Annotated in this window: 25 protein-coding genes and 1 pseudogene; 14 read left to right on the top strand and 12 right to left on the bottom strand. The window is 63.1% G+C overall.

Annotation, left to right across the window (positions count from 1 at the left end; all coding sequences use genetic code 11):
- Nucleotides 1-8: 8 nt before the first annotated feature.
- Nucleotides 9-518, bottom strand: coding sequence for a formaldehyde-activating enzyme (gene fae, locus AWB75_RS11450; protein ID WP_061124193.1), 510 nt, complete (start codon nt 516-518; stop codon nt 9-11).
- 274 nt (nt 519-792) lie between these two features.
- Here fae and AWB75_RS11445 point away from each other — a divergent pair, with 274 nt between their 5' ends.
- Genes AWB75_RS11445 through AWB75_RS11435 form a run of 3 tightly spaced genes read left to right on the top strand, consistent with a single transcriptional unit; the run spans nt 793 to nt 2673 of the window.
- On the top strand, nt 793-1485 hold the full coding sequence (locus AWB75_RS11445) for a 4'-phosphopantetheinyl transferase family protein (RefSeq protein WP_061124192.1): 693 nt from the start codon (nt 793-795) through the stop codon (nt 1483-1485).
- A gap of 39 nt (nt 1486-1524) precedes the next feature.
- Entirely contained in the window at nt 1525-2289 is a 765-nt protein-coding gene (locus AWB75_RS11440) for a phosphatase PAP2 family protein (protein ID WP_061124191.1), read from the top strand.
- A gap of 60 nt (nt 2290-2349) precedes the next feature.
- A complete protein-coding gene (locus AWB75_RS11435) occupies nt 2350-2673 on the top strand; it encodes an outer membrane protein assembly factor BamE (protein ID WP_061124190.1) in 324 nt (107 codons plus the stop codon).
- 66 nt (nt 2674-2739) lie between these two features.
- Here the strand turns inward: AWB75_RS11435 and AWB75_RS11430 are convergent, their stop codons facing one another.
- The 3 genes from AWB75_RS11430 to AWB75_RS11420 are packed head-to-tail and all read right to left on the bottom strand — an operon-like array spanning nt 2740 to nt 5449.
- Nucleotides 2740-3600 carry an ABC transporter permease gene (locus tag AWB75_RS11430; RefSeq protein ID WP_061124189.1) on the bottom strand — a complete coding sequence of 287 codons (861 nt, stop codon included), beginning with the start codon at nt 3598-3600 and terminating at the stop codon, nt 2740-2742.
- Nucleotides 3601-3624: 24 nt separating this feature from the next.
- Nucleotides 3625-4422, bottom strand: coding sequence for an ABC transporter ATP-binding protein (locus AWB75_RS11425; protein ID WP_061124188.1), 798 nt, complete (start codon nt 4420-4422; stop codon nt 3625-3627).
- 10 nt (nt 4423-4432) lie between these two features.
- Entirely contained in the window at nt 4433-5449 is a 1017-nt protein-coding gene (locus tag AWB75_RS11420; protein ID WP_061124187.1) for an ABC transporter substrate-binding protein, read from the bottom strand.
- 167 nt (nt 5450-5616) lie between these two features.
- On the opposite strand from AWB75_RS11420, the gene AWB75_RS11415 reads away from it, so the two are divergent.
- The 11 genes from AWB75_RS11415 to AWB75_RS11365 all read left to right on the top strand — a co-directional run bounded on the left by AWB75_RS11415 (nt 5617) and on the right by AWB75_RS11365 (nt 18224).
- On the top strand, nt 5617-6294 hold the full coding sequence (locus AWB75_RS11415) for a response regulator (RefSeq protein ID WP_061124309.1): 678 nt from the start codon (nt 5617-5619) through the stop codon (nt 6292-6294).
- Nucleotides 6284-7663: a sensor histidine kinase gene (locus AWB75_RS11410; RefSeq protein ID WP_061124186.1), complete on the top strand. Its 1380-nt coding sequence runs from the start codon at nt 6284-6286 to the stop codon at nt 7661-7663. Before AWB75_RS11415 ends, AWB75_RS11410 begins: the two co-directional genes overlap by 11 nt.
- A gap of 219 nt (nt 7664-7882) precedes the next feature.
- On the top strand, nt 7883-8440 hold the full coding sequence (locus AWB75_RS11405) for a M12 family metallopeptidase (protein ID WP_235012069.1): 558 nt from the start codon (nt 7883-7885) through the stop codon (nt 8438-8440).
- Nucleotides 8441-8599: 159 nt separating this feature from the next.
- Nucleotides 8600-10354 carry an ATPase gene (locus AWB75_RS36995; RefSeq protein ID WP_235012068.1) on the top strand — a complete coding sequence of 585 codons (1755 nt, stop codon included), beginning with the start codon at nt 8600-8602 and terminating at the stop codon, nt 10352-10354.
- 171 nt (nt 10355-10525) lie between these two features.
- Complete coding sequence (locus AWB75_RS11395; RefSeq protein ID WP_061124184.1) at nt 10526-11836, top strand: MFS transporter; 1311 nt, start codon at nt 10526-10528, stop codon at nt 11834-11836.
- Nucleotides 11833-13089, top strand: a complete 1257-nt coding sequence (locus AWB75_RS11390; protein WP_087086579.1) for an NAD(P)/FAD-dependent oxidoreductase — start codon at nt 11833-11835, stop codon at nt 13087-13089. Before AWB75_RS11395 ends, AWB75_RS11390 begins: the two co-directional genes overlap by 4 nt.
- A 19-nt stretch (nt 13090-13108) precedes the next feature.
- Nucleotides 13109-14011, top strand: a complete 903-nt coding sequence (locus AWB75_RS11385) for a dihydrodipicolinate synthase family protein (RefSeq protein WP_061124183.1) — start codon at nt 13109-13111, stop codon at nt 14009-14011.
- Nucleotides 14008-15006: a 4-hydroxyproline epimerase gene (locus AWB75_RS11380; protein WP_061124182.1), complete on the top strand. Its 999-nt coding sequence runs from the start codon at nt 14008-14010 to the stop codon at nt 15004-15006. The genes AWB75_RS11385 and AWB75_RS11380 overlap by 4 nt, the downstream gene beginning before the upstream one ends.
- A 15-nt stretch (nt 15007-15021) precedes the next feature.
- Entirely contained in the window at nt 15022-16257 is a 1236-nt protein-coding gene (locus AWB75_RS11375) for a metal-dependent hydrolase family protein (protein ID WP_061124181.1), read from the top strand.
- Between the two features lie 49 nt (nt 16258-16306).
- Nucleotides 16307-16996 carry a GntR family transcriptional regulator gene (locus tag AWB75_RS11370; protein ID WP_061124180.1) on the top strand — a complete coding sequence of 230 codons (690 nt, stop codon included), beginning with the start codon at nt 16307-16309 and terminating at the stop codon, nt 16994-16996.
- Between the two features lie 100 nt (nt 16997-17096).
- Complete coding sequence (locus AWB75_RS11365) at nt 17097-18224, top strand: CaiB/BaiF CoA transferase family protein (protein ID WP_061124179.1); 1128 nt, start codon at nt 17097-17099, stop codon at nt 18222-18224.
- Nucleotides 18225-18262: 38 nt separating this feature from the next.
- Here AWB75_RS11365 and AWB75_RS11360 read toward each other — a convergent pair.
- The 8 genes and pseudogenes from AWB75_RS11360 to AWB75_RS11325 form a co-directional block, all read right to left on the bottom strand.
- Nucleotides 18263-19084, bottom strand: a pseudogene (locus tag AWB75_RS11360) (helix-turn-helix domain-containing protein); the annotation flags it as partial.
- A 37-nt stretch (nt 19085-19121) separates the two neighbouring features.
- On the bottom strand, nt 19122-19679 hold the full coding sequence (locus AWB75_RS11355; protein ID WP_061124177.1) for a carboxymuconolactone decarboxylase family protein: 558 nt from the start codon (nt 19677-19679) through the stop codon (nt 19122-19124).
- Between the two features lie 305 nt (nt 19680-19984).
- Nucleotides 19985-20806, bottom strand: coding sequence for an SDR family NAD(P)-dependent oxidoreductase (locus AWB75_RS11350; RefSeq protein WP_061124307.1), 822 nt, complete (start codon nt 20804-20806; stop codon nt 19985-19987).
- Nucleotides 20807-20828: 22 nt separating this feature from the next.
- Nucleotides 20829-21245, bottom strand: a complete 417-nt coding sequence (locus AWB75_RS11345) for a MaoC family dehydratase (protein ID WP_061124176.1) — start codon at nt 21243-21245, stop codon at nt 20829-20831.
- Between the two features lie 15 nt (nt 21246-21260).
- The gene (locus AWB75_RS11340; RefSeq protein ID WP_061124175.1) at nt 21261-21698 is read right to left on the bottom strand and encodes a MaoC family dehydratase N-terminal domain-containing protein; all 438 of its coding nucleotides are present in this window, start codon (nt 21696-21698) and stop codon (nt 21261-21263) included.
- Nucleotides 21698-22885, bottom strand: a complete 1188-nt coding sequence (locus tag AWB75_RS11335; protein ID WP_061124174.1) for a lipid-transfer protein — start codon at nt 22883-22885, stop codon at nt 21698-21700. Before AWB75_RS11335 ends, AWB75_RS11340 begins: the two co-directional genes overlap by 1 nt.
- A gap of 35 nt (nt 22886-22920) precedes the next feature.
- Nucleotides 22921-24060, bottom strand: a complete 1140-nt coding sequence (locus AWB75_RS11330; protein ID WP_061124173.1) for an acyl-CoA dehydrogenase family protein — start codon at nt 24058-24060, stop codon at nt 22921-22923.
- Between the two features lie 24 nt (nt 24061-24084).
- Nucleotides 24085-25989, bottom strand: a complete 1905-nt coding sequence (locus AWB75_RS11325) for a feruloyl-CoA synthase (RefSeq protein ID WP_061124172.1) — start codon at nt 25987-25989, stop codon at nt 24085-24087.
- Between the last annotated feature and the right edge of the window lie 111 nt (nt 25990-26100).

Here is a 26100-nt window from a genome sequence, read left to right as displayed (position 1 = left end):
CAGTCTCCTTACTTTTTCGGCGTATAGAACGGGTTCGACACGTCGCGCGCCGCCCTGAACACGGTTTCCTTGCGCGGCAGGCCTTCCATCGCGGCGATGATCGCGTTCTTGCACGCGCGATAGTTGTTCTCGAAGACGGCGTCGAGATCGTCGGTCTTCGGATTGACCCAGTTCGCCGACACGACGACCCAGTCGTTTTCCGCTTCGGGCGGCAGCGTGCCGTTTTCGAGCGATTCCGCCACCGCCTTCGCGATGCCCGCCTGCGATGCGCCCCAGGTCGCGTTGCCGTGGAAATCGCCGCCGATCTGCGCCTTGTTGACGTAGAGCGTGAGCGGCTTGGTAGGCACGCCGGGCTGCGCGATCACCACGAACGGCGCGTGGCCGGCGGACGGCGTCGCGAGCGCGGTCGCGAACGCCTGGCCCGCGGGGCCGTTGCGCGGCCCGACCAGCACGTTGATGTGGGCGAGGTTCACGCCCGGCCCTTCGAAGCCTTCGCCGATGAAAAGCGTTTTTTCCATTTGTCTCGTTCCTTGTGTCCGATGGCGCCACCGATGCGGTGGATGTCGGGCATTCTGCGGCGGGCTTCGCGCGAGGGGGAATCGAGGATTTCTGAGGATGGCGTTGATGAAAGCTCAACTCGGGAATCACCCGTAGGCCGGATCGTTGCGGTTTGCTTGCAGCTTTCAATCTCTTAAGCGACCCATAAGGTTCGAATGCCGAGAATGGTGTTTTGTCCCTGAATGCGGAGCATTCCGGCGAGTCCAGCCGCCTCCGCCGTCTCCGCAGACGCGCATGCCCGCCACAGAGCCCATTTCCCTGCCGCAGGCCACCGACGTCGCCTGGCGCTATTTCGATCTCGCCAAGGCGCGTGTGCAGATTCACGCACCGCCCGCGCCGGGCGAAGTCTGTCTTTGGCTCGTGCCGACGGAATTCCGCTTCGCGTCGGCCTCGAATATCGGTAACTGGCTCAGTCCCGCCGAACGGCGGCGCGCGAAGCTGCATCCGAATTCCGCACTCGGCCGGCGCTTCAGCGTCGCGCGCGCGACGCTGCGTCTCGTGCTGTCGCACATGCTCGGCTGCGCACCGCAAGACGTGAATATGAACGATGAGCCCGATGAGCGCATCGTCGTCACGCATTCGTCCGGCGAACGCACGGTTCATGTCGATGTCGCGTATTCGGGCGTCTGGATCGTGATTGCGGTCGCATCGGCGAGAATAGGGCTCGGATTGACGGTCGAGACGACCGGCGCGTCCGATGCCGCCGCCAGAAAAGCCATGTGGGACGAGGCGGCGCACATCGGCAGGACACGCGGCGAACGCGCCGACGCGCGCGACGATGCGCCAGAGCCGGACTGGCACGGCCTTACGCTGCCGATGCCCGGCGGTTTTTGCGGCGTGCTCGTCATGGACGCGCCCGTCGCGCGGGTGCAGGCGTTCGGCTGGGATCGGCCGCTCGAAGCGGAGAGCAGCGCGCAAGCGTCCTGAGCCCGCGAGCGGCGGGCGACATGGGAGAACCGGGACATCATGGATTACACGGCGCTCGCGCAACGCCATGCGGTCGCGATCATCGCGATCGTGCTCTTCATCGTTCCTTTGGGCGCGGCTTGCGCGTGGACGCTGGCGGCGCGTGAACGCCGCGTATCGGGCTCGACGATCATCGTCGCGGCGCTGGCGACCGTCGTGCTCGGCGCGGCCGGGTTCATCGCGATCGCGACGCGCATCGCACAGGGCACGGCGTTTTCAGCGGCGGATCAGCGGCTGGTCGACGCCGTGCGCGACGGCATGCCCGCTCCTGTCGCGCGAGGGTTCGCCATTCTCACGCATCTCGGCGATCCGTGGTTCCTCACGCTGCTGTGCGCGCTCACGTGCGCCGCGCTCGTCATCGCGCGCCGCTTCGGTCTCGCCGTGTACCTCGCCGCGGCGACGAGCGCGGGCGGCCTGCTCAATCAGGCGCTCAAAGCGATGATGCGCCGCGACCGCCCCACCGGCTCCTCCGTGCCACTGCCCGAAAGTTTCGCGTTTCCGAGCGGGCACACGTTCGGATCGATCGTCTGCTACGGCATGTGTGCGTACGTGCTGCTGCGTCTCGCGCCGACGCGCCGCGATCCGCTCATCGTTGCAATGGTGTGTTTCATCGTGCTCGCGATCGGGACGAGCCGTATCGTGCTCGGCGTGCATTTTCCAGGCGATGTGATCGGCGGCTTCGCGTCGGGCGGCGCGTGGCTCGCGGCGTGCATCGGCGCGGCGGAATGGGTGCGCCAGCGACGCACGGGCGCACTTTCAGACTAGTTCGATTGAACCTTACGTTCGATGCCCGTAGCTTCTAGCCTTTTGCGAAAGGCTGAGGCGATGATCAAATCGAAACTGTTTCTGGCATTGGCACTGCTCGCTGTCCTGCTCGGTCTGAACGGCTGCGCGGCCTTCATCCCCGACCCAAACCCGCAGGAATACATGAGCCGCGTGAAGATCGGCATGACGCGCGCGGACGTCGAAGACAATCTCGGCCCGCCCGATGGCAACTGGGGTCCGTGGCATTCGCTGTGCACGGAATACGCTTTCGGCAAGAACGGCGTCGATCGTTACGCTGTCTACTACAACAATCAGAATCGCGTGGTATTCACCGAACACGCGGGCTGCAACGTAACGCGCGCGAAGCAAGTCGGTCTTCGCTGAGCGCCGTAAAACGCAAAACCCCACGCAAACGCGTGGGGTTTTCGTTTGGGCGAACGCTTCGGCGCGTCAATGCGCCGCGGGCCGCCACTTCAGCAAACGCTGCTCGACCGCCGTGAGCAGGTAATCCGCCGCCAGCGCGACCACGGCCAGCACGATCATCGCCGCGAACACGCCGCTCGCATTGAACGCGCCTTGCGCCGTCGAGATCAAAAGGCCGATGCCCTGCTTCGAGCCTAGAAACTCGCCGACCACCGCGCCGACCAGCGCGAAGCCGAAGCTCACGTGCAGGCTCGCGAGAATCCACGACAGCGCGGACGGAATCACCACCGACGTCGTCACTTGCCGCCGCGACGCGCCGAGAATCTGCGCATTCGCGATCATGTAGCGATCCGCCTCGCGCACGCCCTGGAACGCATTCGCGAAGACGACGAAGAACACCATCACGACGGCGAGCGCCACTTTCGACGCCATGCCGAGGCCCAGCGCGATCACGAACACCGAGCCGAGCACGACGCGCGGAATCGAATTGGCGATCTTGATGTAGAGGCTGAACACATCCGAGAGCAGCTTGTTGCGGCCGAGCACGATGCCGCAGACGATGCCGCCCACGGAGCCGATGAGAAAGCCGAGAATCGTCTCCTCCAGCGTCACCCAGACTTGCGTGAGCAACGGCCCTTGCGAGGTGCCCTCGACGAACCATTCGATGATTTGCTCGAAGATCGCGGACGGCATCGAGAAGAAGAACGGGTCGATCCAGTGCAGGCGCGCGGAGAGTTCCCAGCCGCCGAGCACGAAGACGAGCACGGCGATGCGCAGCCCGATCACGAGCGCGTGGCGCTGCTTGATGCGCTTCTGCGCTTCACGTTCGACCTGCGCGAGCGCGGCCGGATCGATGCCCGCGGGCATCGCTTGTTGAGGCGTGGACATATTCGATGTTCCTCGTGGGCAAGTTCAACCGATCTGCACTTCTTCGCGCAGGTCGTGCCAGATGTCGCGCGAAATTTCGATGAAATGCGGGTGATAGCGGATTTCCGACGTGACGCGCGGACGCGGCAGGTCGATCTCGTAGACCTTCTTGAGCGTGGCGGGCCGCGCGGTCAGCACGAACACGCGGTCGGCCAGCGCGATCGCTTCCTCCAGATCGTGCGTGACGAACACCACCGAGCCCGCATTGCCCGACCACAATTGCAGCAGCTCGTCCTGCATCAGCGTGCGCGTCTGCATGTCGAGCGCGGAGAAGGGCTCGTCCATCAGCAGGATTTCGGGCTTGTTGATGAACGTCTGCGCCAGCGCGACGCGCTTTCGCATGCCGCCCGACAACTGATGCGGATAGTGCTTGCCGAACTTCTCCAGCCCGACGCGGCGCAGCCATTCGTTGGCTTCGTCGTAGGCCGCGGATCTGGAGCGGCCGCGATACAAGGGACCGGCCGCGACGTTGTCGAGCACCGAACGCCACGGGAACACCGCATCCGCCTGAAACACGAAGCCGATGCGCGGATCGATGCCATCGACCGGCTGGCCCATCACGCGCACGGTGCCCGTCGTCGGCTTGAGCAGGCCGGTGATCATGCTGAGAGTCGTGGATTTGCCGCAGCCCGTCGGACCGACGATCGCGACGAATTCGCCCTTCGCCACCGACATGCTGAAATCGCGCAACGCGACGGTCGCGCGGCCATCCGGCGAGATGAAGCGGCACGACACGTTGCGCAGTTCGATCGCGGGTTGAGCCGATTGTGTGGATTGATTCATCGTGCGAGCCTCACTTCGATGCCGTCGCCGTGCCCGACAGGTATTCGTTCGAATACGTGCGCGCGAGGTCGATATGCTTGCCCTTCACCGACGGATTGAACGCGGCGAGCACCTTCAACACCGTCCCGGGACCATCGGCGGGCATCTTGCCGTCCTTTGTGAACATCGGCAGCGAGGCCTTCAGCGCGCCCACGTACAAGTCCTTGTTCTTCGCGTAATAGTCCTTCGGCATCTTCTCGGTGATCTCTTCCGCGCTGTGCGTCGCGATGAAGTTGAGCGTCTTCGCGAACGCGCGCGAGAGCTTCGCGGCGTCGGTTTTATGCGATTCGGCCCATGCGCGCTGCACGTAGAAGCTCGATGCCGGATACGTGCCGCCGAGCGCCGCGCGCGTGCCTTCGAGCGTGCGCATATCGACGAGCACTTTCGCCTCGCCGGTCTTGAGCAGTTGCGAGACGGTCGGCTCGGTGGTCATGCCCGCGTCGATGCGCTCCTGCTTGATCGCCGCGATGAAGCTCGCATCCGCGCCCACCGGCAGGAGCGTGTATTCCTTCGAGGTCACGCCCCCGCGCTGCGCGAGATATTGCGTGAGAAAGCTCGTCGATGAACCGAGGCCCGTCACGCCGAGCGTCTTGCCTTTGACGTCGGCCATGCTTTTGATTTTGTCGGCCTGCTTCGTCGACACCATTTCCACTTCGCCCGGCACCTGGCCGAAGATCACGAGCGCCTGCACTTCCTTGCCCTTGCTTTGCAGGTCGATGGTGTGATCGTAGAAGCCGACGACGCCTTGCACCGCGCCCGCGAGCAACTCGTTTTCGGCATCGACGCCGGCGGGCTGCGAGAGAATTTCGACGTCCAGCCCTTCGTCCTTGAAGTAGCCAAGCTGCTCGGTCAGCTTCGCGGGCAGATAAATGATCTTGGTCGCGCCGCCGACCATGATGGAAATTTTCTCCGCATGCGCGGACACGGAAGCGGCTGCGAGTGCGAAGGCAATACCGGACAAAACGGCGATCTGGCGCAGAGTACGCATCGGGAGTCTCCTTGGTGTGGGCCGTTGAATAGCGAAAGGCCCGCTTTTCGAATGTGTGCGGCGATTATAGGAACGGGAAACCTTCTGTAAGCTTTCTGCGCCGATGGCAAAACATGGGTGTTAACCCGATGCTTCATCGTTCGTCGAAGCCCTACAATCGCGCCACCATGAAGCTGCTCCTCATCGAAGACAATCCGACGCTCTCGCTCTGGCTCGCGAAGATGCTGGAACAGGAGTCGTTCGCACTCGAAGCCGTGCAGGATGGCGAATCCGCCGATCAACTGCTGCGCACCAATCAATACGATGTCGTGCTGCTCGATCTCAACCTTCCGCGTCTGTCCGGCAAGAACGTGTTGCGCCGCCTGCGTCAGCGCGGCGATGCGACGCCGGTGATGATCCTGACCGCGAGCGGTTCCATCGACGAGAAAGTGGAGTTGCTCGGCGCTGGCGCGGACGATTACCTCGTGAAGCCGTTCGAGGTGCGCGAGCTCGTCGCGCGCGTGAAGGTGATGATCCGGCGGCGCACGTCATCGACGGCCAATGAGGTTGTGTGTGGCGATCTCGTCTTCGATATCGACACGCATCAGTTCACGCTCAAGGGTGCGCCGCTCAACGTGACGCCGCGCGAGCGCAGCGTGCTCGAAGCGTTGATCTTGCGGCTCGGCAAGACGGTGTCGAAGGCATCGCTTCTGGACGCGATCTTCACGCATGAAGATCAGCCCAGCGAAGACGCGCTCGAAATCTATGTGTCGCGGCTGCGCAAGAAGCTCGATGGCAGTTCTGCCGCTATCGTCACGCTGCGCGGGCTCGGTTATCTGCTGCGCAAAAAGGACGATGACCAATAGTCTTCGCGTCCGTCTCCTGTGGTGGCTGCTGGTGCCGCTCGCGATCTACGTGTTCGTGACCGGCAAGGCGGCCTACGACAACGCACGGCACACCGCCGATCTCGTTCAGGAGAACACGCTGCTCGCGTCCGCGCGGATGATCGCGGGCGAAGTGGAATGGTCCGATGGCCGCCTGCTCGTCGATATTCCGCCTGCCGCGCTGGAAGTGTTCGCGTCGCCGCAAGGCGATCAGGTGTTCTACAACGTGAGCGTCGACGATGGCCGTCTGCTCGCGGGCGTGCCCGATTTTCCGGCGCGTCAGGCGGCGCGTCACGACTCGCCCATCTATTACGACGCCGATCTGCACGGCAAGCCGATACGCGCGGTCGGGATCGTGCGCCAGATGTACGACAACGGCGCGATCCGGCGCGTGCTCGTATCGGTCGGCAAGACGCAGGCTTCGCGCGATGCGATGCTGCGCGAGCTGTGGCGTCCGCAACTCGTGCGGCAGATCGAGATGGTGTTGCTCGCCGTGGCGCTGGCGTGCATCGGCCTGACATTCGAACTGCGGCCGTTGCTGAAGGTGAAGGAAGAAGTGATGGACCGCGATCCGATGCAACTCGAGCCATTGCGCGTCGAGCGATTGCATACGGAGTTGCGGCCTATCGTCGAGGCGATCAATCAGTGCATCGCGCGGCTCGGGCTTCAGGTGGCGGCGCAGCGGCGCTTCATCGCGGATGCGGCGCATCAGTTGCGCACGCCGCTCACGCTGCTGGAGACGCAGTTGCAGTTCGCGCGGCAACATCGCGATATCGAGCCGACGCTTTCAGAAGCGCTGGCGGCGATGCAGCGAAGCAACCGGTCGATGGTAGGTCTCACGAACAAGCTGTTGCTGCTCGCGCAGGCGGAAGCGGCGGACTATACGCAGCTTGCGAGACAGAAGGTCGATCTGGCTTCGATCGCGCAGGACGTGGTCGAAGATCTGGCGATGTTCGCGCAAAAGCGGGACATCGATCTCGGCGCGGAGCTGGTGGAATCGGCGTGGATCATCGGGCATGAAGCGTTGTTGTCGGCGCTGGTTTTCAATGTCGCCGAGAACGCGATTCGCTATACGCAGCCGGGCGGGCATGTGACCGTTTGCGTCGCACGTGATGCGCAACGTGTGACGCTGACCGTCACCGACGACGGTCCCGGCATTCCCGCCGAAGCGCGCAGCCGCGTGTTCGAGCCGTTTTATCGCGCTTCCTCCGATACCGAAGGGACGGGACTCGGGCTCGCGATCGCGAAGGAAATCGTGCAGGCGCATCGGGGGGAGATTGCGCTCAAGCATCGTGAGCCGCCGAAGCGCGGCGTGATCGTCACGGCGGCATTTTTCGTCGATCTTATGTAATGACCATTTCATTTTCATGGTGGATTAGAAAATATACTTTCCCGTTGATGCATGGCGATCGAAGCGGGGAAGAAGATGACGCGATTCGGGCTGGGGATATTTGCATTATTGTTAGGGATGCTGCTGAGCGCATGCAGTGGAAGCGATAGCGGCGCCGATACCGCGAACGCCAGCGCTCAGGACAGAACCACGGTCAAGGGCTATGCGTTATCGACTGTGATGTGGAAGCAGGTTCCCATCGGCGTCTGCTGGGACATGAGCAATGCCGATTTCGCGACGTATACCACTCAACGCAACTGGAGCCGCCTCGCGGTCGAGGCGAGTTGGGAGGCGCACTCGGGCGCCACGTTCACCGGCTGGCAGCAGTGCACGAACGATCCGAACTATTACGGCATACGGATTTCGATCGATGACAACGCCGCAAATGGCCCGCATACGCAAGGCCTCGGCACTAATTTAAACAACGTGGTGGGCGGCATGGTGCTCGACTTCACCTTCCGGAACTGGAGTCCCAGTTGCGCGGGCCGCGAAGAGTATTGCATCCGCAATGTCGCCGCGCACGAGTTCGGTCACGCGCTCGGTTTCGCGCACGAGCAAAATCGGCCGGACACGCCATCGACATGCAACGAGCCTGCGCAAGGCACCTATGGCGACATGGTGATCGGCGCGTGGGATCTCGCATCGATCATGAATTACTGCAATCCTGACTGGAACGGTAATGGGCAACTCAGCGCGACGGATATCGTGATGGCGCAGATGTTTTATGGGGCGCGGTGAGGGGCGAGCGACATAGACGACGCATTCTCGCTGCCTATCGGATCAGCTCACTGTCTTGATGCAATGATTTTTGTCAACGCTATGTAATGTACATTCTATTTTGATTTCGCTTCAAAAATATACTTCTCCTGCCATTGCGCCAGATGCATGGCCGTGATCATGGAGAAGAAGATGAGACGAATCATAGCGCTGATAATTGCTTTATTGTTAGGAATGCTGCTTAGTGGGTGCGGTGGCGGCGATAGCAGCACCGCTGCGCTTAGCTCTACTACCAAGAGTTCGGTCGAGGAGGCGAGCGCGCAGGATAAGAGCACGGTCAAGGGCTATGCGCTATCGACCGTCATCTGGAAGCAGATTCCCATCGGCGTTTGCTGGGACATGAGCAGTGCGGACTTCGCGCAGTACGCCAAGGAGCGTAGCTGGACTCGTCTCGCCGTCCAGGAGAGCTGGGAGGAACATTCTAGCGTGGAGTTCGCCGGATGGCAGCAATGTACGAACGATCCGAGCTTCTATGGGATTCGGATATCGGTCGAAGATATTGCAGGGAGCGGACCGCATACCCGCGGCCTCGGGGCGATGTTGAATAACGTAGTCGGAGGGATGGCGCTCAATTTCACGTTTGCGAACTGGAGCCCGAGTTGTCGGGGCCGCGAAGAATACTGCATTCGCAATGTTGCCGCACACGAATTCGGACATGCGCTGGGCTTTGCTCATGAACAGAATCGTCCGGATACGCCGTCGACGTGCAAGGAGCCTGCGCAAGGCACCATTGGCGATACGATGATCGGCGCATGGGATCTTGCCTCAGTCATGAATTACTGCAACCCGGAGTGGAACGGTAATGGAAAGCTGAGCGCGACGGATATTGCTATGGCACAGAAGTACTATGGGGTGCCGCTACTAAAGGGAAGCTTTTATGTAGGGAAGACGTGGACCTCTGCTCCGGCCAAAGTCGTAGCTTATGATGCATCGACGCTTGCGGAAAAGGCCACGTTCGAATTTCCTGATCACTCGTTTGCTGGCATATTCTCGAGCGGTGACGGAACGCGCGCGCATGTGGCTCTTCGCAAAGCGCTGAACATGAGTTACTACGTGGCAACCATCGATACAGCGACCAATAAGGTCCTGAGCATGACGGATGAACTGATTACATCCAGCTCGGCGGACAATGATCTTCTGCCTTCGCTGGATGGGCGTCAGTTCTACGTCGCTGAGAGCCGAGATTCCGCGATTGGAATTATCGACACGGATTCTGGAAAGGCAACGAAAAGGATCGTGCTGTCGGGATACAGTCCGCGCAAATTCGCGACCGCAAAGGACGATCGCGGAAGCCTTTACGTCTTGGCCGACAACAGCAACACATGGCCACGTATGCGCGAGATTTTGCGCGTCGATCTCGCGAGTGGGGCGATTACACGATCATATCCTGCCGGCTTTACTCCACTGGGAAATCCGAGTACTTATTATAAAAAGCCTGAACTCGCCGCGACACCTGATGCGAAGAAAGCCTATTTCGTTCTCTTTACGGCGCCAGCCGAAGGCAATCTGACCGAACTTGATTTGGCAAGCGGCACTATGCGCACGTTAACCGACTTGCCAGTCATAAAGCCGACCTTCCTCTCGGCAGCCACTAACGAACAAATCCTGTTTGGCGACGACAGCAGTGGAAATCCGAACTTGATCACGCTCTATGACGTGAGCAAACGAAAAACGACGCCTCTCCTTACGGCGACTTATTTGCAGCAGGTTCAATACGAACCCAGAACACGGTCGATCTTTCACGCTAACGGCGTATCTAGTTATGTGAATCAGTTGCGGCCACTGGCAACAGGCGATGGCTACAGCAATACGGATCTTCGCCTATTTGCTCCCGTGCATCCTCAGACAATTTCCTTCGTGTTCGCCCGCCGTTAGCCTCCAGGAGCTAAAGATGAGCGGCAAGCTTCGAAACCTTCAAGGCTTGCCCGGTCACCTTTTACGGAGTGGTCTCTGTCAGCTATTTTTGGATCCAAAATCCTTGATTCAATTTTGAGATAAGCGCACAATCCCCCGGTCAGCATCCCACAGTCACCGGAGGGAGCCACCATGACCGACCGCGCCAGCCCCGTTGCAAACCCCTACACCGCAACCGACGCCCCCCGCGCCGCATCCAAATCCAGCCGCGCCGTCACGGCCGCGGTCGTCGGCAACATTCTCGAATGGTTCGATTTCGGCACCTACGCGTTCCTCGCGACCGTCATCGCCAAAGTGATGTTCCCGACCGGCGACGATTTCGCCGCGATGCTCGGCACCTTCGGCGCGTTTGGCCTGGGCTTCGCGGCGCGTCCGCTTGGCGCGATCATCTTCGGCTGGCTCGGCGACAAGAAAGACCGCAAGTGGACGCTCACCTTCGTCATGCCGCTGATGGCCGCCGCCACGCTGTTCATGGCGCTGCTGCCGACCTATGCGTCCATCGGCATCATGGCGCCGATCCTGCTGGTGGCCGCGCGCATGCTGCAAGGCATCTCGGTCGGCGGTGAACTGGGCAACGCGGTCGCGTTTCTCGTCGAGTGGGCGCCGCCGAACAAGCGCGGCTTTTACGGCAGCTTCCAGCAATGCAGCACGCTCGGCGGCATGTTGCTCGGCTCCGGCGCAGCCGCGCTCATGACGACGCTGCTCAGTCAGCAAGCGATGCTCGACTGGGGCTGGCGCGTGCCGTTCATCGTCGGTGCGATCGTGATCGGGCCGATCGGCTGGATCATCCGCAAGCGCAGCGAGGAAACGCCCATCTACCAAAGCGCCTCCGACGAAGCGCCCAAGTCGAAAGGCCGCGCGCCCGCGCTGCTCGGCCTGCAAGCCTGCGGGCTCGTGATTGTGTGGACTGTCTCGCTCTACGTGCTGCTCAACTACCTGCCGTCGTTCACGACGAAATACGTCGGCATTCACGCGTCGACGGCGCTGTGGCTCAACACGGCCGGGCTCGTCGTGATGACGATATCGATTCCCTTCTGGGGCGCCGCCTCGGATCGCTTCGGCCGCAAACCGATCTACGCCATCGGTTGCATCGCGTTCCTGGCGCTGCCGTATCCGATCTTCCATTTGATGCTCGAATACAAATCGGCGGCAATGGTCGGCGCGGTGCAGATTCTGGGCGGCGTGATCATCGGCATCTTCTCGGGCGTCGGTCCCGCCGTGCTCTCCGAACTCTTTCCAACGAAAATCCGCACGACGTGGATGTCGATCGGCTACGGCATCGCGAACGCGGTATTCGGCGGTTTCGCGCCGATGATCGCCATCGGGCTCATCAAGGCGACCGGCTCGCCGCTCTCGCCCGCGTATTTCGTGATGCTCGCCGCGCTGCTTTCGACGCTCACGGTCCTCACCATCAAGGAGACGGCGCACGCGCCGCTGCAATGACCAACGAAGCAATGGCGGATGTCGTGGTGGTCGGCGCGGGCATCGTCGGGCTGGCCTGCGCATGGGCCGCCTTGCGTGACGGCGGCGACGGTGCGCGCGTGACCGTCATCGATCGGGATTTCGAAGGCGATCGCGCGTCGCACGGCAACGCGGGCGGCATCGCGGTGACGGAAAGCACGCCGATCGCCGTGCACGGCATGTTCACGAAGGCCGCGAAATGGCTGATGGACCCGCTCGGTCCGCTCGCGCTCGACTGGAAGCACGTGCCGAAGGCGTTGCCGTGGTTCATTGCGTTTCGGCGCGCGAGCGAGCCGGCGCGCTTTCACGCGATTTCGCACGCACTGGCGCTGCTGAACAACCGCGTGTACGACGACATCGTGCCGATGTTCGACGATATCGGCGCGAGCGCGATGCATTATCGCCGTGGCGCGCTCACCGTCTACGAAACCGATGAAGCCTTCGCCGCTGATCAAACCGAATGGGCGTTCAAGCGCGAGCTCGGTGCGCGCTGGCATGCGCTGAACGCGCAGCAGGTCCGCGAATGCGAGCCATCGCTTGCACCGGTGTTCAGACATGGCGTGTTTCTCGACGACTGGTCGCATATCGGCGATCCGCGCCGCATCGTCACGCTGTTGCGCGAGCGTGTGCGTTCGCTCGGCGCGCGCTTCGTGACGGGCATCGCGCGCGCGGTCGAATCGCCGGATACGGTCTTGTTGGCGAACGATGAGCGTGTGCAAGGACGGCGCATCGTGATCGCGGCGGGCGCGTGGTCGGCCGCGCTGGCGAGATCGATCGGCGACAACGTATTGCTCGAAAGCGAGCGCGGCTATAACGCGACGCTGCCGCGACATGGCATCGAACTGACGCGCGAAGTGATCTTCGCGGAGCGCAAGTTCGTCGCGACGCCGCTCGACGTGGGCTTGCGCATCGGCGGCGCGGCGGAGTTCGCGGGCATCGATGCGCCGCCGAACTATCGTCGCAGCGACGCGTTGCTCGCGCTCGGCAAGCGCTTCATTCCCGGCATCGACGATACGGACGCCGCGAAGTGGATGGGCCATCGCCCCGCGACGCCCGATTCACTGCCGGTGATCGGCGCATCGCCGCGCGCGCCGTCCGTCGTCTATGCATTCGGCCACGGTCATCTCGGGCTGACGCAATCGGCGACGACCGCCGCGCTCGTCGCCGATGTGCTCGCGTGCCGCACGCCGCGCGTGCCGCTCGCGCCGTATTCGATCTCGCGTTTCGATAACTGAACCCCCTGAAGGAGCAACCATGCAAGTGAACTGGAATGGCGTGTTTCCCGCAGTCACGACGAAGCTGAAACAGGACGGCTCGCTCGACCGCGATGCCATCGTGAGCGGATTGAATCGGCTCATCGAGAACGGGGTGGGCGGCGTCGTGATGATGGGCATGGTCGGCGAGAACGCGCAGCTCACGCCCGAAGAAAAGCGCACGGTGCTGAAGATCGCCGTCGAAACGGCGAACGGGCGCGTGCCCGTGATTTCCGGCCTCGCGGAACTGAACACGGCGAACGCGACACAATTTGCAAAGGATGCCGAAACAATCGGCGTGCAGGGATTGATGGTGTTTCCGGGCCTCACCTACCGCTCGGACGATCGCGAAACGGTCGAATACTATCGGTCGATTGCACGTTCGACGAAGCTCGGCTTGATGATCTACAACAACCCGCGCGGCTATGGCGTCGACATGCGCCCCGATCTGCTCGCGCAACTCGCGGATGAACCGAACGTCGTTGCGATCAAGGAAGAGACCTACGACACGACGCGCGTCACCGATCTCTATGCGCGTTTCGGCGATCGCTTCGTCGTGTTCTGCGGCGTCGACGATCTCATCGTCGAATCGGTCGCGCTCGGCGTGAAGGGCTGGGTCTCGGGCATGGCGAACGCAATGCCGAAGGAATCCGTCGACTTGCTGAATTACGCCGTGAACGGCGAGTACGACAAGGCGCGCGCGCTGTATCGCGCGTTGATCGACCTCTTCCATCTCGACACGCACGTGAAGCTCGTGCAATACATCAAGCTCGCGGAAAACATCACGGCGGGCTATCCGGAATACGTGAAAGCGCCGCGCCTGATGCTCGAAGGCGATGAACGGCAGCGGACCATCGAGATCGTCGAGAAGGCGATCGCCAATGTGCGGGCGCTCGCGCAATGAAGTCGACCTTCTTCTGCATCGACGGACACACGTGCGGCAATCCGGTGCGCGTTGTCGCGGGCGGCGCGCCGACGCTCGAGGGGCGCGACATGATCGAACGGCGCGCCCATTTCCTGCGCGAGTTCGACTGGATCCGCACCGCGCTGATGTTCGAGCCGCGCGGCCACGAGGTGATGTCCGGCAGCATTCTCTATCCGCCGACGCGTCCCGACTGCGATCTGGCGATTCTCTTCATCGAAGTGAGCGGCTGCCTGCCGATGTGCGGGCACGGAACCATCGGCACGGTGACGACCGCCATCGAACATGGACTCGTGCGGCCGCGCGAGCCTGGCGTGCTGCGGCTCGACACGCCCGCGGGTCTCGTCGTCGCGCGGTACCGGATGAATGGCGAGCATGTGGACTCGGTGCAGCTCGTCAACGTGCCGTCGTTTCTGCATTCGCAAGACTTGGTCGTAGAAGTCGATGGCATCGGCGAGATTCGTTTCGATGTCGCATACGGCGGCAACTTCTATGCGATCGTCGAGCCGCAGCGCAATTACGCCGGTCTGCATGCGCTGAAGCCATCGGATATCCAGCGCCTGAGCCCTGTTTTGAGGCAAAAGGCCAACGAGAAGTACACGTTCGTGCATCCGGAAAACGACGCGATACGCGGCCTCAGTCACGTCATGTGGACGGGCGAGCCGACCGTCGATGGCGCCAGCGCGCGCAACGCGGTGTTCTACGGCGACAAGGCCATCGACCGTTCGCCGTGCGGCACGGGCACGTCGGCGCGCATGGCGCAGCGTGTCGCGAAGGGGCAACTGAAGATCGGCGAGCGCTTCGTGCATGAAAGCATCATCGGCACCTTGTTCGATGGCGTGCCGATGGAAGCCGCGCGCGTCGGCGAATTCGACGCAATCGTGCCGGCCATCGAAGGATGGGCGCGCGTGACGGGCCATAACACGATTTTCGTCGACGACCGCGATCCGCTCGCGCACGGATTCCTGCTGAAATAAACGGAGACTCACGTCATGCTGGTACTGAAGAACGCACGCGTGCTCGACGTCGATCACGAACGCGACGACGGCCGCTATTCCATCGTCATCGACGGCGACACGATCCGCGAAGTCACGCGCGAGCCGGTGCACGCGGACGGCGCGCAGGTCATCGATGTCGGCGGCAAGACGGTGATGCCCGGCATGATCGACTGCCACGCGCATGTGATCGCATCGGTCGCGCATCTCGGCAACAACAGCCGCCTGCCGAACACCTTCGCCATCTTGCGCGCGGTGCCGATACTCGCGGGCATGCTCGATCGCGGCTTCACGACCGTGCGCGATGCGGGCGGCGCGGACTACGCGCTCTCGCGTTCGATCGAGGATGGCGTGATCGCGGGGCCGCGTCTGTTCGTCGCGGGCAAGGCGCTCTCGCAGACCGGCGGCCACGGCGATTTTCGCGAGCGCTTCGACAACTCGGACCCCGATCCGTGCGGCTGCAATCGGAACATGGGCGCGATCGGGCGCGTGGTCGACGGCGTCGATGAAATGCGCCGTGCCGTGCGCGAGGAAATGCGCGCGGGCGCGCATCACATCAAGATCATGGCGTCGGGCGGCGTGGCGTCGCCGACCGATCCCATCGGCAATCTGCAATTCTCCGTCGATGAAGTGAAGGCCGCCGTCGAGGAAGCGGAATCGCATCAGACGTATGTGATGGCGCATGCGTACACGCCGAAGGCGATCGCGCGCGCGGTGAAGCTCGGCGTGCGGACGATCGAGCACGGCAATCTCATCGACGAAGCAACCGCGAGCGTGATGGCCGAGCACGGCGCCTATGCCGTGCCGACGCTCGTCACGTATGACGCGATGTCGAAGGTCGGCGCTCAGATGGGGCTCGCGAAAGACACGCTCGACAAGAACGAATCGGTGCGCAAGCGCGGCCTCGAAGCGCTCGCGATGCTGCACGCGCGTGGCGTGAAGATCGGCCTCGGCACCGATCTGCTCGGCGACATGCACCAGTACCAGAGCGATGAACTGTCGATTCGCGCGGATATCGTCGGCGCATTCGAAGTCATTCGTCAGGCGACGGCGCTGGGCGCGGAAATCGTCAATATGAAGGGCAGGCTGGGCGTCGTCGCGGCGGGCGCGTATGCGGATTTGCTCGTCGTCGATGGCGATCCGCTGAAGGATATTCGCGTGCTGACGGGGCAGGGGGAGCGCATCGCGGGCGTGATGAAGAACGGCGCGTGGGTGCGCCAGACTTTGCTGTGAAACTGCGTGCTACGATGCCCCAACCTTACGAATAGCACCGAAAAAGCCCATGTCTCCCGTCGCCACGAATCCGAACGCAAGCGACTCCACGCACAAGATCGTGCGCACGACGACGGTCGAACTCGTCACGACCGCGCTTCGTCAACGCATCCTGTCGGGCGATCTCGCGCCCGGCGAAGTGCTGCGCCAGGAAGCGCTCGCCGATGAGCTCGGCGTGAGCCGCGTGCCGATCCGCGAGGCGATCACGCGGCTGACCGGCGAAGGCCTGCTGACGAAGGAGCCGCACAAGGGCGCGTATGTCGCGGAGCTTTCGATAGAGGAAGTGCAGGAGACGTTCGAGATTCGCTTGCGGCTGGAGCCGTGGCTCTTTTCGCAGGCGATTCCGCATATCACCGATGCCGAAATCGCGAAAGCCGCAAGACTCGTCAGCGAAATGGACGACGCGGAATCAGCGCTCTGGGGTCAACTGAACTGGCGGCTGCACGAGACGCTCTATCTTCCCGCGCGGCGCGATATCACGCTGCAGATGCTGCGCGTGCTGCACGATCGCAGCGACCGCTATTTCCGCTTTCAGGTCGTGCAGGTGCCGATTCGCGAGCAATCGCACGACGAGCACATGAGCCTCATCGATGCATGCCGCAAGCGCGATGCGAAGCGCGGCGCAAAGCTGCTCGAACAGCACGTGAAGACAGCGGGGCAGCAGATCATATCGGTCGTCGAGACGATCATGGCGCGCTGAAGCATCGGATCGGCTTCATTCCATCCACCCGCGCGGGGTGGTCCCGCGTAGTGATGTATCGGGCTTACTGACGGATCTATCAAACCGGAGGCAAGCCGTCATGGGCGTATTGAGCGGAGTTCGGGTTCTGGAATTCGAGGCGATCGGTCCTGCGCCGTTCGGCTGCATGTTGCTGGCCGACATGGGCGCGGATGTCTTGCGTGTCGACAGGCCGGTCGCGGCGGGCGATCTCGGCCCGAAGATCAGCGGCAAGCACAAGAACGTGACGGGACGCGGCCGGCGTTCCATCACGCTCGATCTGAAAGAGCCCGCTTCGGCCGATACCGTGCTCGAACTGATGTCGAAGGCGGATATCGTCGTCGAAGGATTTCGTCCGGGCACGATGGAGCGGCTTGGCATCGGTCCTGACGCGGCGCTCGCGCGCAATCCGAAGCTCGTGTACGGGCGCATGACGGGCTGGGGGCAGACGGGGCCGCTCGCGCATCGCGCGGGGCACGACCTGAACTACATCGCGCTGTCGGGTGTGCTGTCGGCGATCGGGCGCGCAGGCGAAGCGCCGGTTCCGCCGCTCAATCTCGTCGGCGATTACGGCGGTGGCGGCATGCTGCTCGCGCTCGGCGTGGTCGCGGCGCTGGTCAACGTGCAGCGCGGCGGCGCCGGACAAGTGGTCGATGCCGCCATGATCGAAGGCGCCGCGCAACTCGGCACGACGATCTTTGGCCTGGTCGCATCGGGGAACTGGCGCGAGGCGCGCGAGAGCAATCTGCTCGATGGCGGCACGCCGTGGTACGACAGTTATCGCACGCGGGATGGGCACTACATGGCCGTCGGCGCGGTGGAGTCGCGGTTTTATGCGGAGCTGCTGGAAAAGCTCGGGCTGGCCGATGCCGATTTGCCGGCGCAGCATGATCGAAAAGGATGGCCGGTTTTGAGGCAACGCTTTGCGGCAGCCTTCGCGGAGCGGACGCGAGACGAGTGGTGTCGCGCGTTCGACGGCAGCGATGCCTGCGTGGCGCCGGTGCTGGGATTCGCGGAGGCGCCGGAACATCCGCAGAATCGCGCGCGCGGGAGTTTCGTCGAATTCGACGGCGTCGTGCAGCCCGCTCCGGCGCCGCGGTTTTCGGGGACGCCGTCGGAGATATCGCGGCCAGCGCCGCAGCGAGGCGAGGGCGGGCGTGATGCGTTGCGGGAATGGGGGTTTGACGACGAACGCATCGCGGGATTGTAGGGCTTGCCGCGCAAAACTGAACCGTGTTCCGAAGGCCCCGCGAGCAGTTGCCGATGACGAGTTTCCGTTTCGTCATCGGCGGGGAACATGCATTCCAGGCGTATCTCTTGCGAAGCGACGTTCTGTGGCGCGCCGACAGTCGTGACCATCGAAAAATATCGAAGCACGATTCCGTCGATGACGAAGCCCATCGGGATGACCGGCACGGTCGGCGCGACCGGCCCGCGATGCGCTTTCCAGTCGTGCGGCGCATCCGGATAAGCGAGCAGTTCATCGAGCAGACGCGTGGTGCCGGCATCGACCACATGGCCCACGGATTCGCGATACACACGTTGCAGCAGGCTTCGTGCGACCGTGTCCCAATCGGCCACGAATGGACGCAGGCCTTTCGGATCGAACATCAGATGCAGCATGTTGCGCGGACCTTCGCGCGCGGCCATGTCGATGAAACAGCCGAAGAAGCGGGGCGCTGCGTCGTTGGTCATCAGCACGTTCCAGTGCCGGTCCATCACGATCGCCGGAAACGGGTCGTGCTGGCGAACAACCCGCTCCAGCGCGCGAATGACCCCATGCATTTCCTGCGCGTTCCACGGCGCCTCGGAATACACGGGTGCGTAGCCCGCGGCGAGCAGCAGCGCATTGCGCTCGCGCAGCGGGACATCGAGCGTCTGCGCGAGCGTCAGGAGCGTGTCACGGCCCGGCACGCTGCGCCCGCTTTCGATGAAGCTGATCTGGCGCTGCGAAACGCCCGCTTCGAGGGAGAGATCGAGCTGACTCACGCCACGCACATCGCGCCAATAGCGCAATAGATCACCGAGTTCGCCCGGCGGCGCTTTCGATTCGGACGTGATGGCGGTCATCGAATTTCCTCTGACGAGTTGGACGTATCGATAAGACTCACAAAGCGGGCGCCTTCCAGACGAACGCTTCGAACTGCGCTTCGAGCGGCGGCCGGGTGATGCTGCTCGCATAGTTGGTGATCGTCGATGCCGCCACCACGGCGACGACTTCGAGCAACTGCTCCGCGCTGAAGCCCGATTCGATAAAGCGTTCGCGATCCGCTTCCGTGATGCGCCCGCGCTGCCCGATCAGCTTCCGCGCCAGCGAGGATAGCGCCGCCAGTGTCGCATCATGAGGCAAGTCGCCGCGGCGGATCGCATCGACATCGGCGGGATGCACGCCTTCGTTCAACGCGAGCGCCGTATGAAATGCTACCGGCCATTCGCTGGCGTTCGCGACCGCGTTCGTGAGCAATAGCGTCTGAATCTGCGGCTCGGTCAGACTGCTTGCATGCACGCGCTCGAACAGGGCGATGAAACCGCCGATCAACACCGGCGATGAAGCCATCTTCGCCGCAACGTTCGGAACCGTGCCGAACAGCCGTTGAAGTTGCTGGAGCGCGGGCTTCGATTCGGCGGGCGCGGATTGGATCGTATGAACGGGATAGCTCGACATGATTCTCTCCTTCGACGAGCGCTGCCGAAACGGCGGCGCGACAGACGAAGATTAGAACCGGCCGATCATCGCGCCAATTACATCGCATGTAATCGGACGCGACTTGACGGCATCGCAAGCCCCGAGTGGCTTCGACGCATCAATTCCTCGACATCGAAACCACTGGAAAGTATTTCGATATCCAAAATGACAAACAATGAAAAGAGCCTTTACGACTTGAAACAAAAACGGCACGCCCAGCTTGCGCTGCGGCGTGCCAAATGAAACAAGCCAAACGACCAACTCAAAGGAGCAATCAAAAAGCCTTACTGCAGATTCCCCGCCACCGCCACCGTCTGCCCGGTGATGTAATTCGACTCCGGCGAGCAGAACAGATAGACACCGCCAGCCGCTTCCTCCGGCGTACCTCCGCGGCCCAGCGAATTACGCTGCGCATGCGCTTTCAGCATGTCCGCATTCAGGCCGACACGAATATCGCGCCCATCGATCTTCACGGACGCAGCGACTTCCGTACTCACCGTCATGCGCGTATGGATCAACCCGAACGCGACGCAGTTCACATTGACGTTGAAGCGTCCCCATTCGCGGGCCAGCGCGCGCGTCATGCCGATCACACCCGCCTTAGCCGACGAGTAATTCATCTGCCCGGCATTGCCATTCAGCGCCGACACCGACGAAATATTCACGATCTTCCGATAGTTCTCGCGCCCGGCTTCCTTGTCCGCCGCATGCAACGCCTTGATGTGCGGATACGCGGCGCGCAGGATGCGAAAGGGCGCCGTCATATGACAGTCGATGACCGCGTACCACTGTTCATCGGTCATCTTCTGCACGACGTCGTCCCACGTATAGCCCGCATTGTTGACGATGATATCGATGCCCTTGAACGCGCTCATCGCGGTGCCGATGAGCCGGTCCGCGAAGTCCGGCGCAGTCACGTTGCCGACACACGCCACCGCTTCCGTGCCTTGCTTCTTGAGCAATTCGACGGTTTCCTGCGCGGGCTCCGCGTCGAGATCGTTGATGACGAGCCGCGCACCCTCGCTCGCGAGCTTGAGCGCGATCGCCTGACCGATGCCGCGCCCCGAGCCGGTTACCAATGCCACTTTTCCTTCGAGCTTTCCCATGATGATGTCCTGATAGATAAAGTCAAAGCGCGACGACCGCGTCGCCCAGCACGCGCGCTTCGCCATACTGATTGACGGTCTGGATCTCGAGCCGCACGCGGCGCTCGCCCTCTGCCTCGAACTTCTCGGTGACCTTGCCCGTGCACGTGATGACATGCCCGAGTTGCGTAATGCCGACGAAGCGCACGCCGAACGCGCGCAACTGCCGCTGCTCGACCCACGACGTGAGCAGACGCCCGAGCCACGCCATCGACAACATGCCGTGCGCGAACACGTCCGGCGCGCGGGCACGCCGCGCATAGTCGGTGTCGATATGAACGGCGTTGTGATCGCCCGACGCGCCCGCGAACAGCGCGAGCGTCGTGCGATTCACCGGCGGCAGCGTGAGCGGCGGCAAAGTGTCGCCAACCTGGATCGAATCGAAACTGATGGTGTTCATTCGCGTGTCCCCCGCTTATCGCTGAACGATGATGCTGCGCAGATCCGCAACATGCTCGCCGCGCTGGCTCGTCACGCGCGTCTCACGCACGATGAACCACAGCGCGCCGTTCTTCTTGTCGTAGATATCCGCGACGCGGCTCTCGTAGCGCAGGACATCGCCGGCATACGCCATGCGGTGGTACGTGAACGATTGCTCGCCATGCAGGATGCGCGACGGCACGATGCCCAGCTCGTCGCGCCAGGCCGTCGACGGCTGCTCGAATTCGAGCGAGAACAGGAACGTCGGCGGCAGCGGGAGCGTGGGATAACCCGCGTCGCGTGCGGCGGCTTCGTCGAAATAGACCGGGTTCGTCTCGCCGGTCGCCTTCGCGAAGAAGCGCAGGCGCCACGCGTCCGCGCTTGCCGTGTAGACCGGCAGACGCATGCCGATATGCTTCTTGTCGATGCTCATCACACAGCCCGCTTGAAGATGGTGACGACGCCCGCGCCGCCGAGGCCGAGGTTGTGCTGCAACGCGAGCTTCGCGCCCTTGACCTGACGATCGCCCGCCGTGCCGCGCAGTTGATGCGTCAGCTCGTAGCATTGCGCGAGTCCCGTCGCGCCGAGCGGATGCCCCTTCGACAGCAGGCCGCCCGAGGGATTGGTCACCCACTTGCCGCCGTAGGTGTTGTCGCCATCCAGCACGAGGCGCTCGCCTTCGCCTTCCTTGCACAGGCCGAGTCCTTCGTAGGTGATGAGCTCGTTCTGCGCGAAGCAGTCGTGCAGCTCGACCACATCGATGTCCTCGGGGCCGACGCCCGCCTGCTCGTAGGCCTGCTGCGCCGCGGTGCGCGTGATGTCGAAGCCGACGACGCGAATCATGTCTCCCGATTCATACGTGCTCGGCAAATCGGTGGCGAGCGACTGGCCCGCGATCAGCACGTCGGTGCGCAGTCCGTGCTTGCGCGCGAAGGCTTCGGACACGACGATGGCCGCCGCGCCGCCGCACGTCGGCGGGCAGGCCATGAGGCGCGTCAGCACGCCTTCCCACAGCACCGGCGCGTTCATCACGTCTTCCGTCGAGACGACGTTGCGGAACACGGCGAGCGGGTTGCGCGCCGCATGCTCGCTGGCTTTGGCGCGGATGCGCGCGAAGGTTTCGAGCTTCGTGCCGTACTTGCGCATGTGCACCAGGCCCGCGCCCGCGAACTGGCGGATCGCGGTGGGAATCTCGGTATGGCCGACGAGCTTGTTCGTCAGGTCGAGTGCGCGTTCGAGCGCGGGCGCGCGGTCATTCCACTTCGACGACAACGCGCCCGGCTGCATGAACTCGAAGCCCACGGCGAGCGCGCATTCGACCGCGCCGGATTCGACCGCCTGCCGCGCGAGATAGAGCGCGGTGGAACCCGTCGCGCAATTGTTGTTGACGTTGATGACCGGAATGCCCGTCATGCCGACGCGATAGATCGCTTTCTGTCCGCTCGTCGAGTCACCGTAGACATAGCCGGCATACGCTTGCTGAATGGCCTTGTAATCGAGCCCGGCGTCGGCGAGCGCATCGCGGATGGCGGTTTCGCCCATCACGTCGTATGTTTCGCTCGCACCCGGCTTCTTGAACGGAATCATGCCCACACCCGCGACAAACACCTTGCGACTCATGTCCTTCTCCTTCAGTGATTGAGGGTTCGATTGCCTTACAGCTTGCGCGAGATGAGATCGCGCATGACCTCGCTCGCGCCGCCGTAGATGCGTGTTACGCGTGCATCGACGAACGCGCGGGCGACGGGATACTCGAGCATGTAGCCGTAGCCGCCGTGCAACTGGACCATCTCGTCGAGCGCCTTGCCGAGCGACTCGGTGGCGAAGAGCTTCGCGATGGCGGATTCCTCGAGCGTCAGACGGCGCCGCATGTGCGCGTCGAGGTAGTGATCGATCATCAGACGCACGGCGATGGCCTGCGCCTTGATATCGGCGAGCTTGAACTTGGTGTTCTGAAAGTCCCACACGGTCTGATTGAACGCGCGGCGGTCCTTCACGTAGTTCAGCGTGTGTTCGAGGCACACTTCCAGCCGCGCCGCCGCGCTGATCGCAATGCTCAGGCGCTCCTGCGGCAATTCGGCCATCAGATAGGCGAAGCCCTTGCCTTCTTCGCCGAGACGGTTCTCGACCGGCACGCGCACGTCGTCGAAGAAGAGTTCCGCCGTGTCCTGCGCATGCATGCCGATCTTTTCGAGCTTGCGGCCGCGCCGGAATCCCTCGCGCGTCGTCTCGACGACGATCAGGCTCACGCCCTTCGCGCCCGCCGACGGGTCCGTCGTGCAGACGACGACCACGAGATCCGCGTTTAGGCCGTTCGTGATGAAGGTCTTGCTGCCGTTGATGACGTAGTGATCGCCGTCGCGGCGCGCGGTGGTGCGCACCGCCTTGAGGTCGCTGCCCGTGCCGGGCTCGGTCATGGCTATGGCGAGAATCTGCTCGCCCGTGCAGATACTCGGCAGCCAGCGCTGCTTTTGTTCTTCACTGGCGATGCGCGCGATATACGGCGCGACAATATCCGAATGCACCGCGAAGCCCGGGCCGCTCACGCCCGCGCGCGTCATTTCCTCGTTGATCACGGCCACGTGCCCGAAATCGCCGCCGCCACCGCCGTGTTCGTCCGGCAGCGACACGCACAGCAGGCCTTGCTTGCCGGCTTTCAACCACGTCTCGCGGTCCACGCAGCCGGCCTTGTCCCAGGCCGCCTGGCGGGGAACGCATTCGCGCTCGAAGAAACGGCGCGCAGTAGTACGAAGCATTTCATGATCGTCTCGAAAGACGGTGCGATCGATGTGCATTGCAGGTTCCTGGGAGGTTGGGTCTTAGTTTTTTGCGTGTCGCGACGAAGCGCCGATACACGCGACATGCGAAACCGGATCGGGGTGATAGAGCGCTTCGATCAGATGCGCGCGGCGCGCTCGCGTCGTGGCCTGATTGACGTAGCCCTTGTCGGCGATTTCGTTGGCGTCGAGCGAAGGCGGCTCGGCCATCAGCATCAGTTTCTCGATGACGAGCGTTGCGCCGCCTGCCTTCTGCTGCGCAAGACGCCGGCTCAGTTCGGCGACGACGAGTGGATGCGTGACGAGCACGTTCGCGTCGAGCGATTCGAGTTCGGGCGCGATGCGCCGGCACGCCGCGACGTTCGGCCACGCGAGCGCGGCCAGATGGTCGCGGTCGTGCCCGCAGATCACGGCGTCGGACAGGAGCGGCGCGCAGCAGTCGATGAGCGCGAGCCGCAGCGCGCCCGTGCGCACCCACGTTCCGTTCGCGAGCTTGAAATCTTCGGCCGTGCGTCCGGCGAAGATCATGCCTTGCGCCGGATCGGCGGGATCGGCGAGACGCACGGCATCGCCGAAGCGGAAGAAGCCTTCCTCGTCGAACGCGGCCGCGGTCAGTTCCGGCTGGCCGACATAGCCGCCGAACACGTTCGGGCCGCGCATGCGGAATTCATAGCGTCCGTCGCCGCCTTCGAGCGGCAGGAGCTTCACTTCCGAGCCAGGTACGGGTGTGCCGATATTCCCCGGCGTATCCGTCGCCCAGCTGCAATGCGTGCCCATGCCGGTCGTTTCCGTCGATGCAAGGCCCGTGCAGAACATGATGCGCTCGCCGATGGTCTGCTCCGCGATGGTCTGGATGCGCTTCCAGACTTCCGTCGGCAGGCTCGCGCCGCCGTAGCCGAAGAAGCTCGCGTTCGACAAGACGCTTTGCGCGAGATTCGGATCGCGCTCGAGCTCGGTGGCGAGCACCGCCCACGCGGAGGGCACCGTCGTGAGAATGGTCGACGATACTTCGCGCAGATTGCGCACCGTGCGCTCGATCATGCCGGGCACGGGCCGGCCATCGTCGATGTAATGCGTCGCGCCGAACTGGACCGCCCGGCCGAAGTTCAGCACGCCGCCCAAACCGTGATGCCACGGAAGCCAGTCGAGGAACACCGGCTGCGTTTCGTGCAGCCACGCGAAGCTGTCCGAAAAATAGGCGGCGACCGCGCTGAAATTGCCGTATGTGAGCCGCACGCCTTTCGGCAGTCCGGTCGAGCCGGACGTGAAGAGCACGCGCGCGGTGTCCTCGCTGCGGACGGCGGCGTGCGCGCGGTCGATCGCGCGCAGCGTGGATTCATCGAGCGGGCCGCGGATGAGCGCTTGCCACGCGAAGTGTTCTTGCTGCGCACCGTCGACCGCGATGACGGGCACACTCTCGATTTCCAGTGCCGCGAGGGCGCGCGCATAGGGCGTCGCGGACTGCACGAATATCGCGCCCGGCGGCACCATCCCGCAGATGGCCTTCAGGCGCGCGAAGTCCTTGCTCATCAGCGCATAAGGGGGCGACACCGGCGCGGTTGGAATGCCGACATATTCCGCAGCCAGAAGCACGACGGCCTGCTCGATGGAATTGCCCGACAGCAGGATGAGCGGACGCCGTGCGTTCAGCCCCATCTCCAGCAGCGCGCCCGCCACGGCCCGCACTTGCCGCCACAGTTCGCTGTAACTGAGCGAGCGCCATTCGCCGTTTGCGTCGCGCTCGCAAAACGCAGGTGTGTCGCCGCGGTTTACGGCCCAAAGCGGAACGAAGTCCGCGAACGAACGCTGTTCGATGCGCGGCAGCGCGCGAGCGCTACGGAGAATCAGCGTGCCATCCGCGCGGCGCTCGACGAGCGTCTTTCGCTCGGGAAACCGCACAGGACGATAGGACGGTGCCACCTTGCCGCTTGCTTCGAGCGTGCTCATTACATCTGTCTCCCGAGCATGGATGTGTGTTGCCGGATGCGGCTGCGACGCCGCGCGCCTTCTCCGGCTCTTGATTTGTCGATTTCACCGTGCGGCGAGATCGTTTGCCCT

Origin of the sequence: Caballeronia catudaia (genome assembly GCF_001544755.2) — a bacterium.
Taxonomy (GTDB): Bacteria; Pseudomonadota; Gammaproteobacteria; order Burkholderiales; family Burkholderiaceae; genus Caballeronia; species Caballeronia catudaia.
This window is presented reverse-complemented; position numbering and strand designations above follow the sequence as displayed.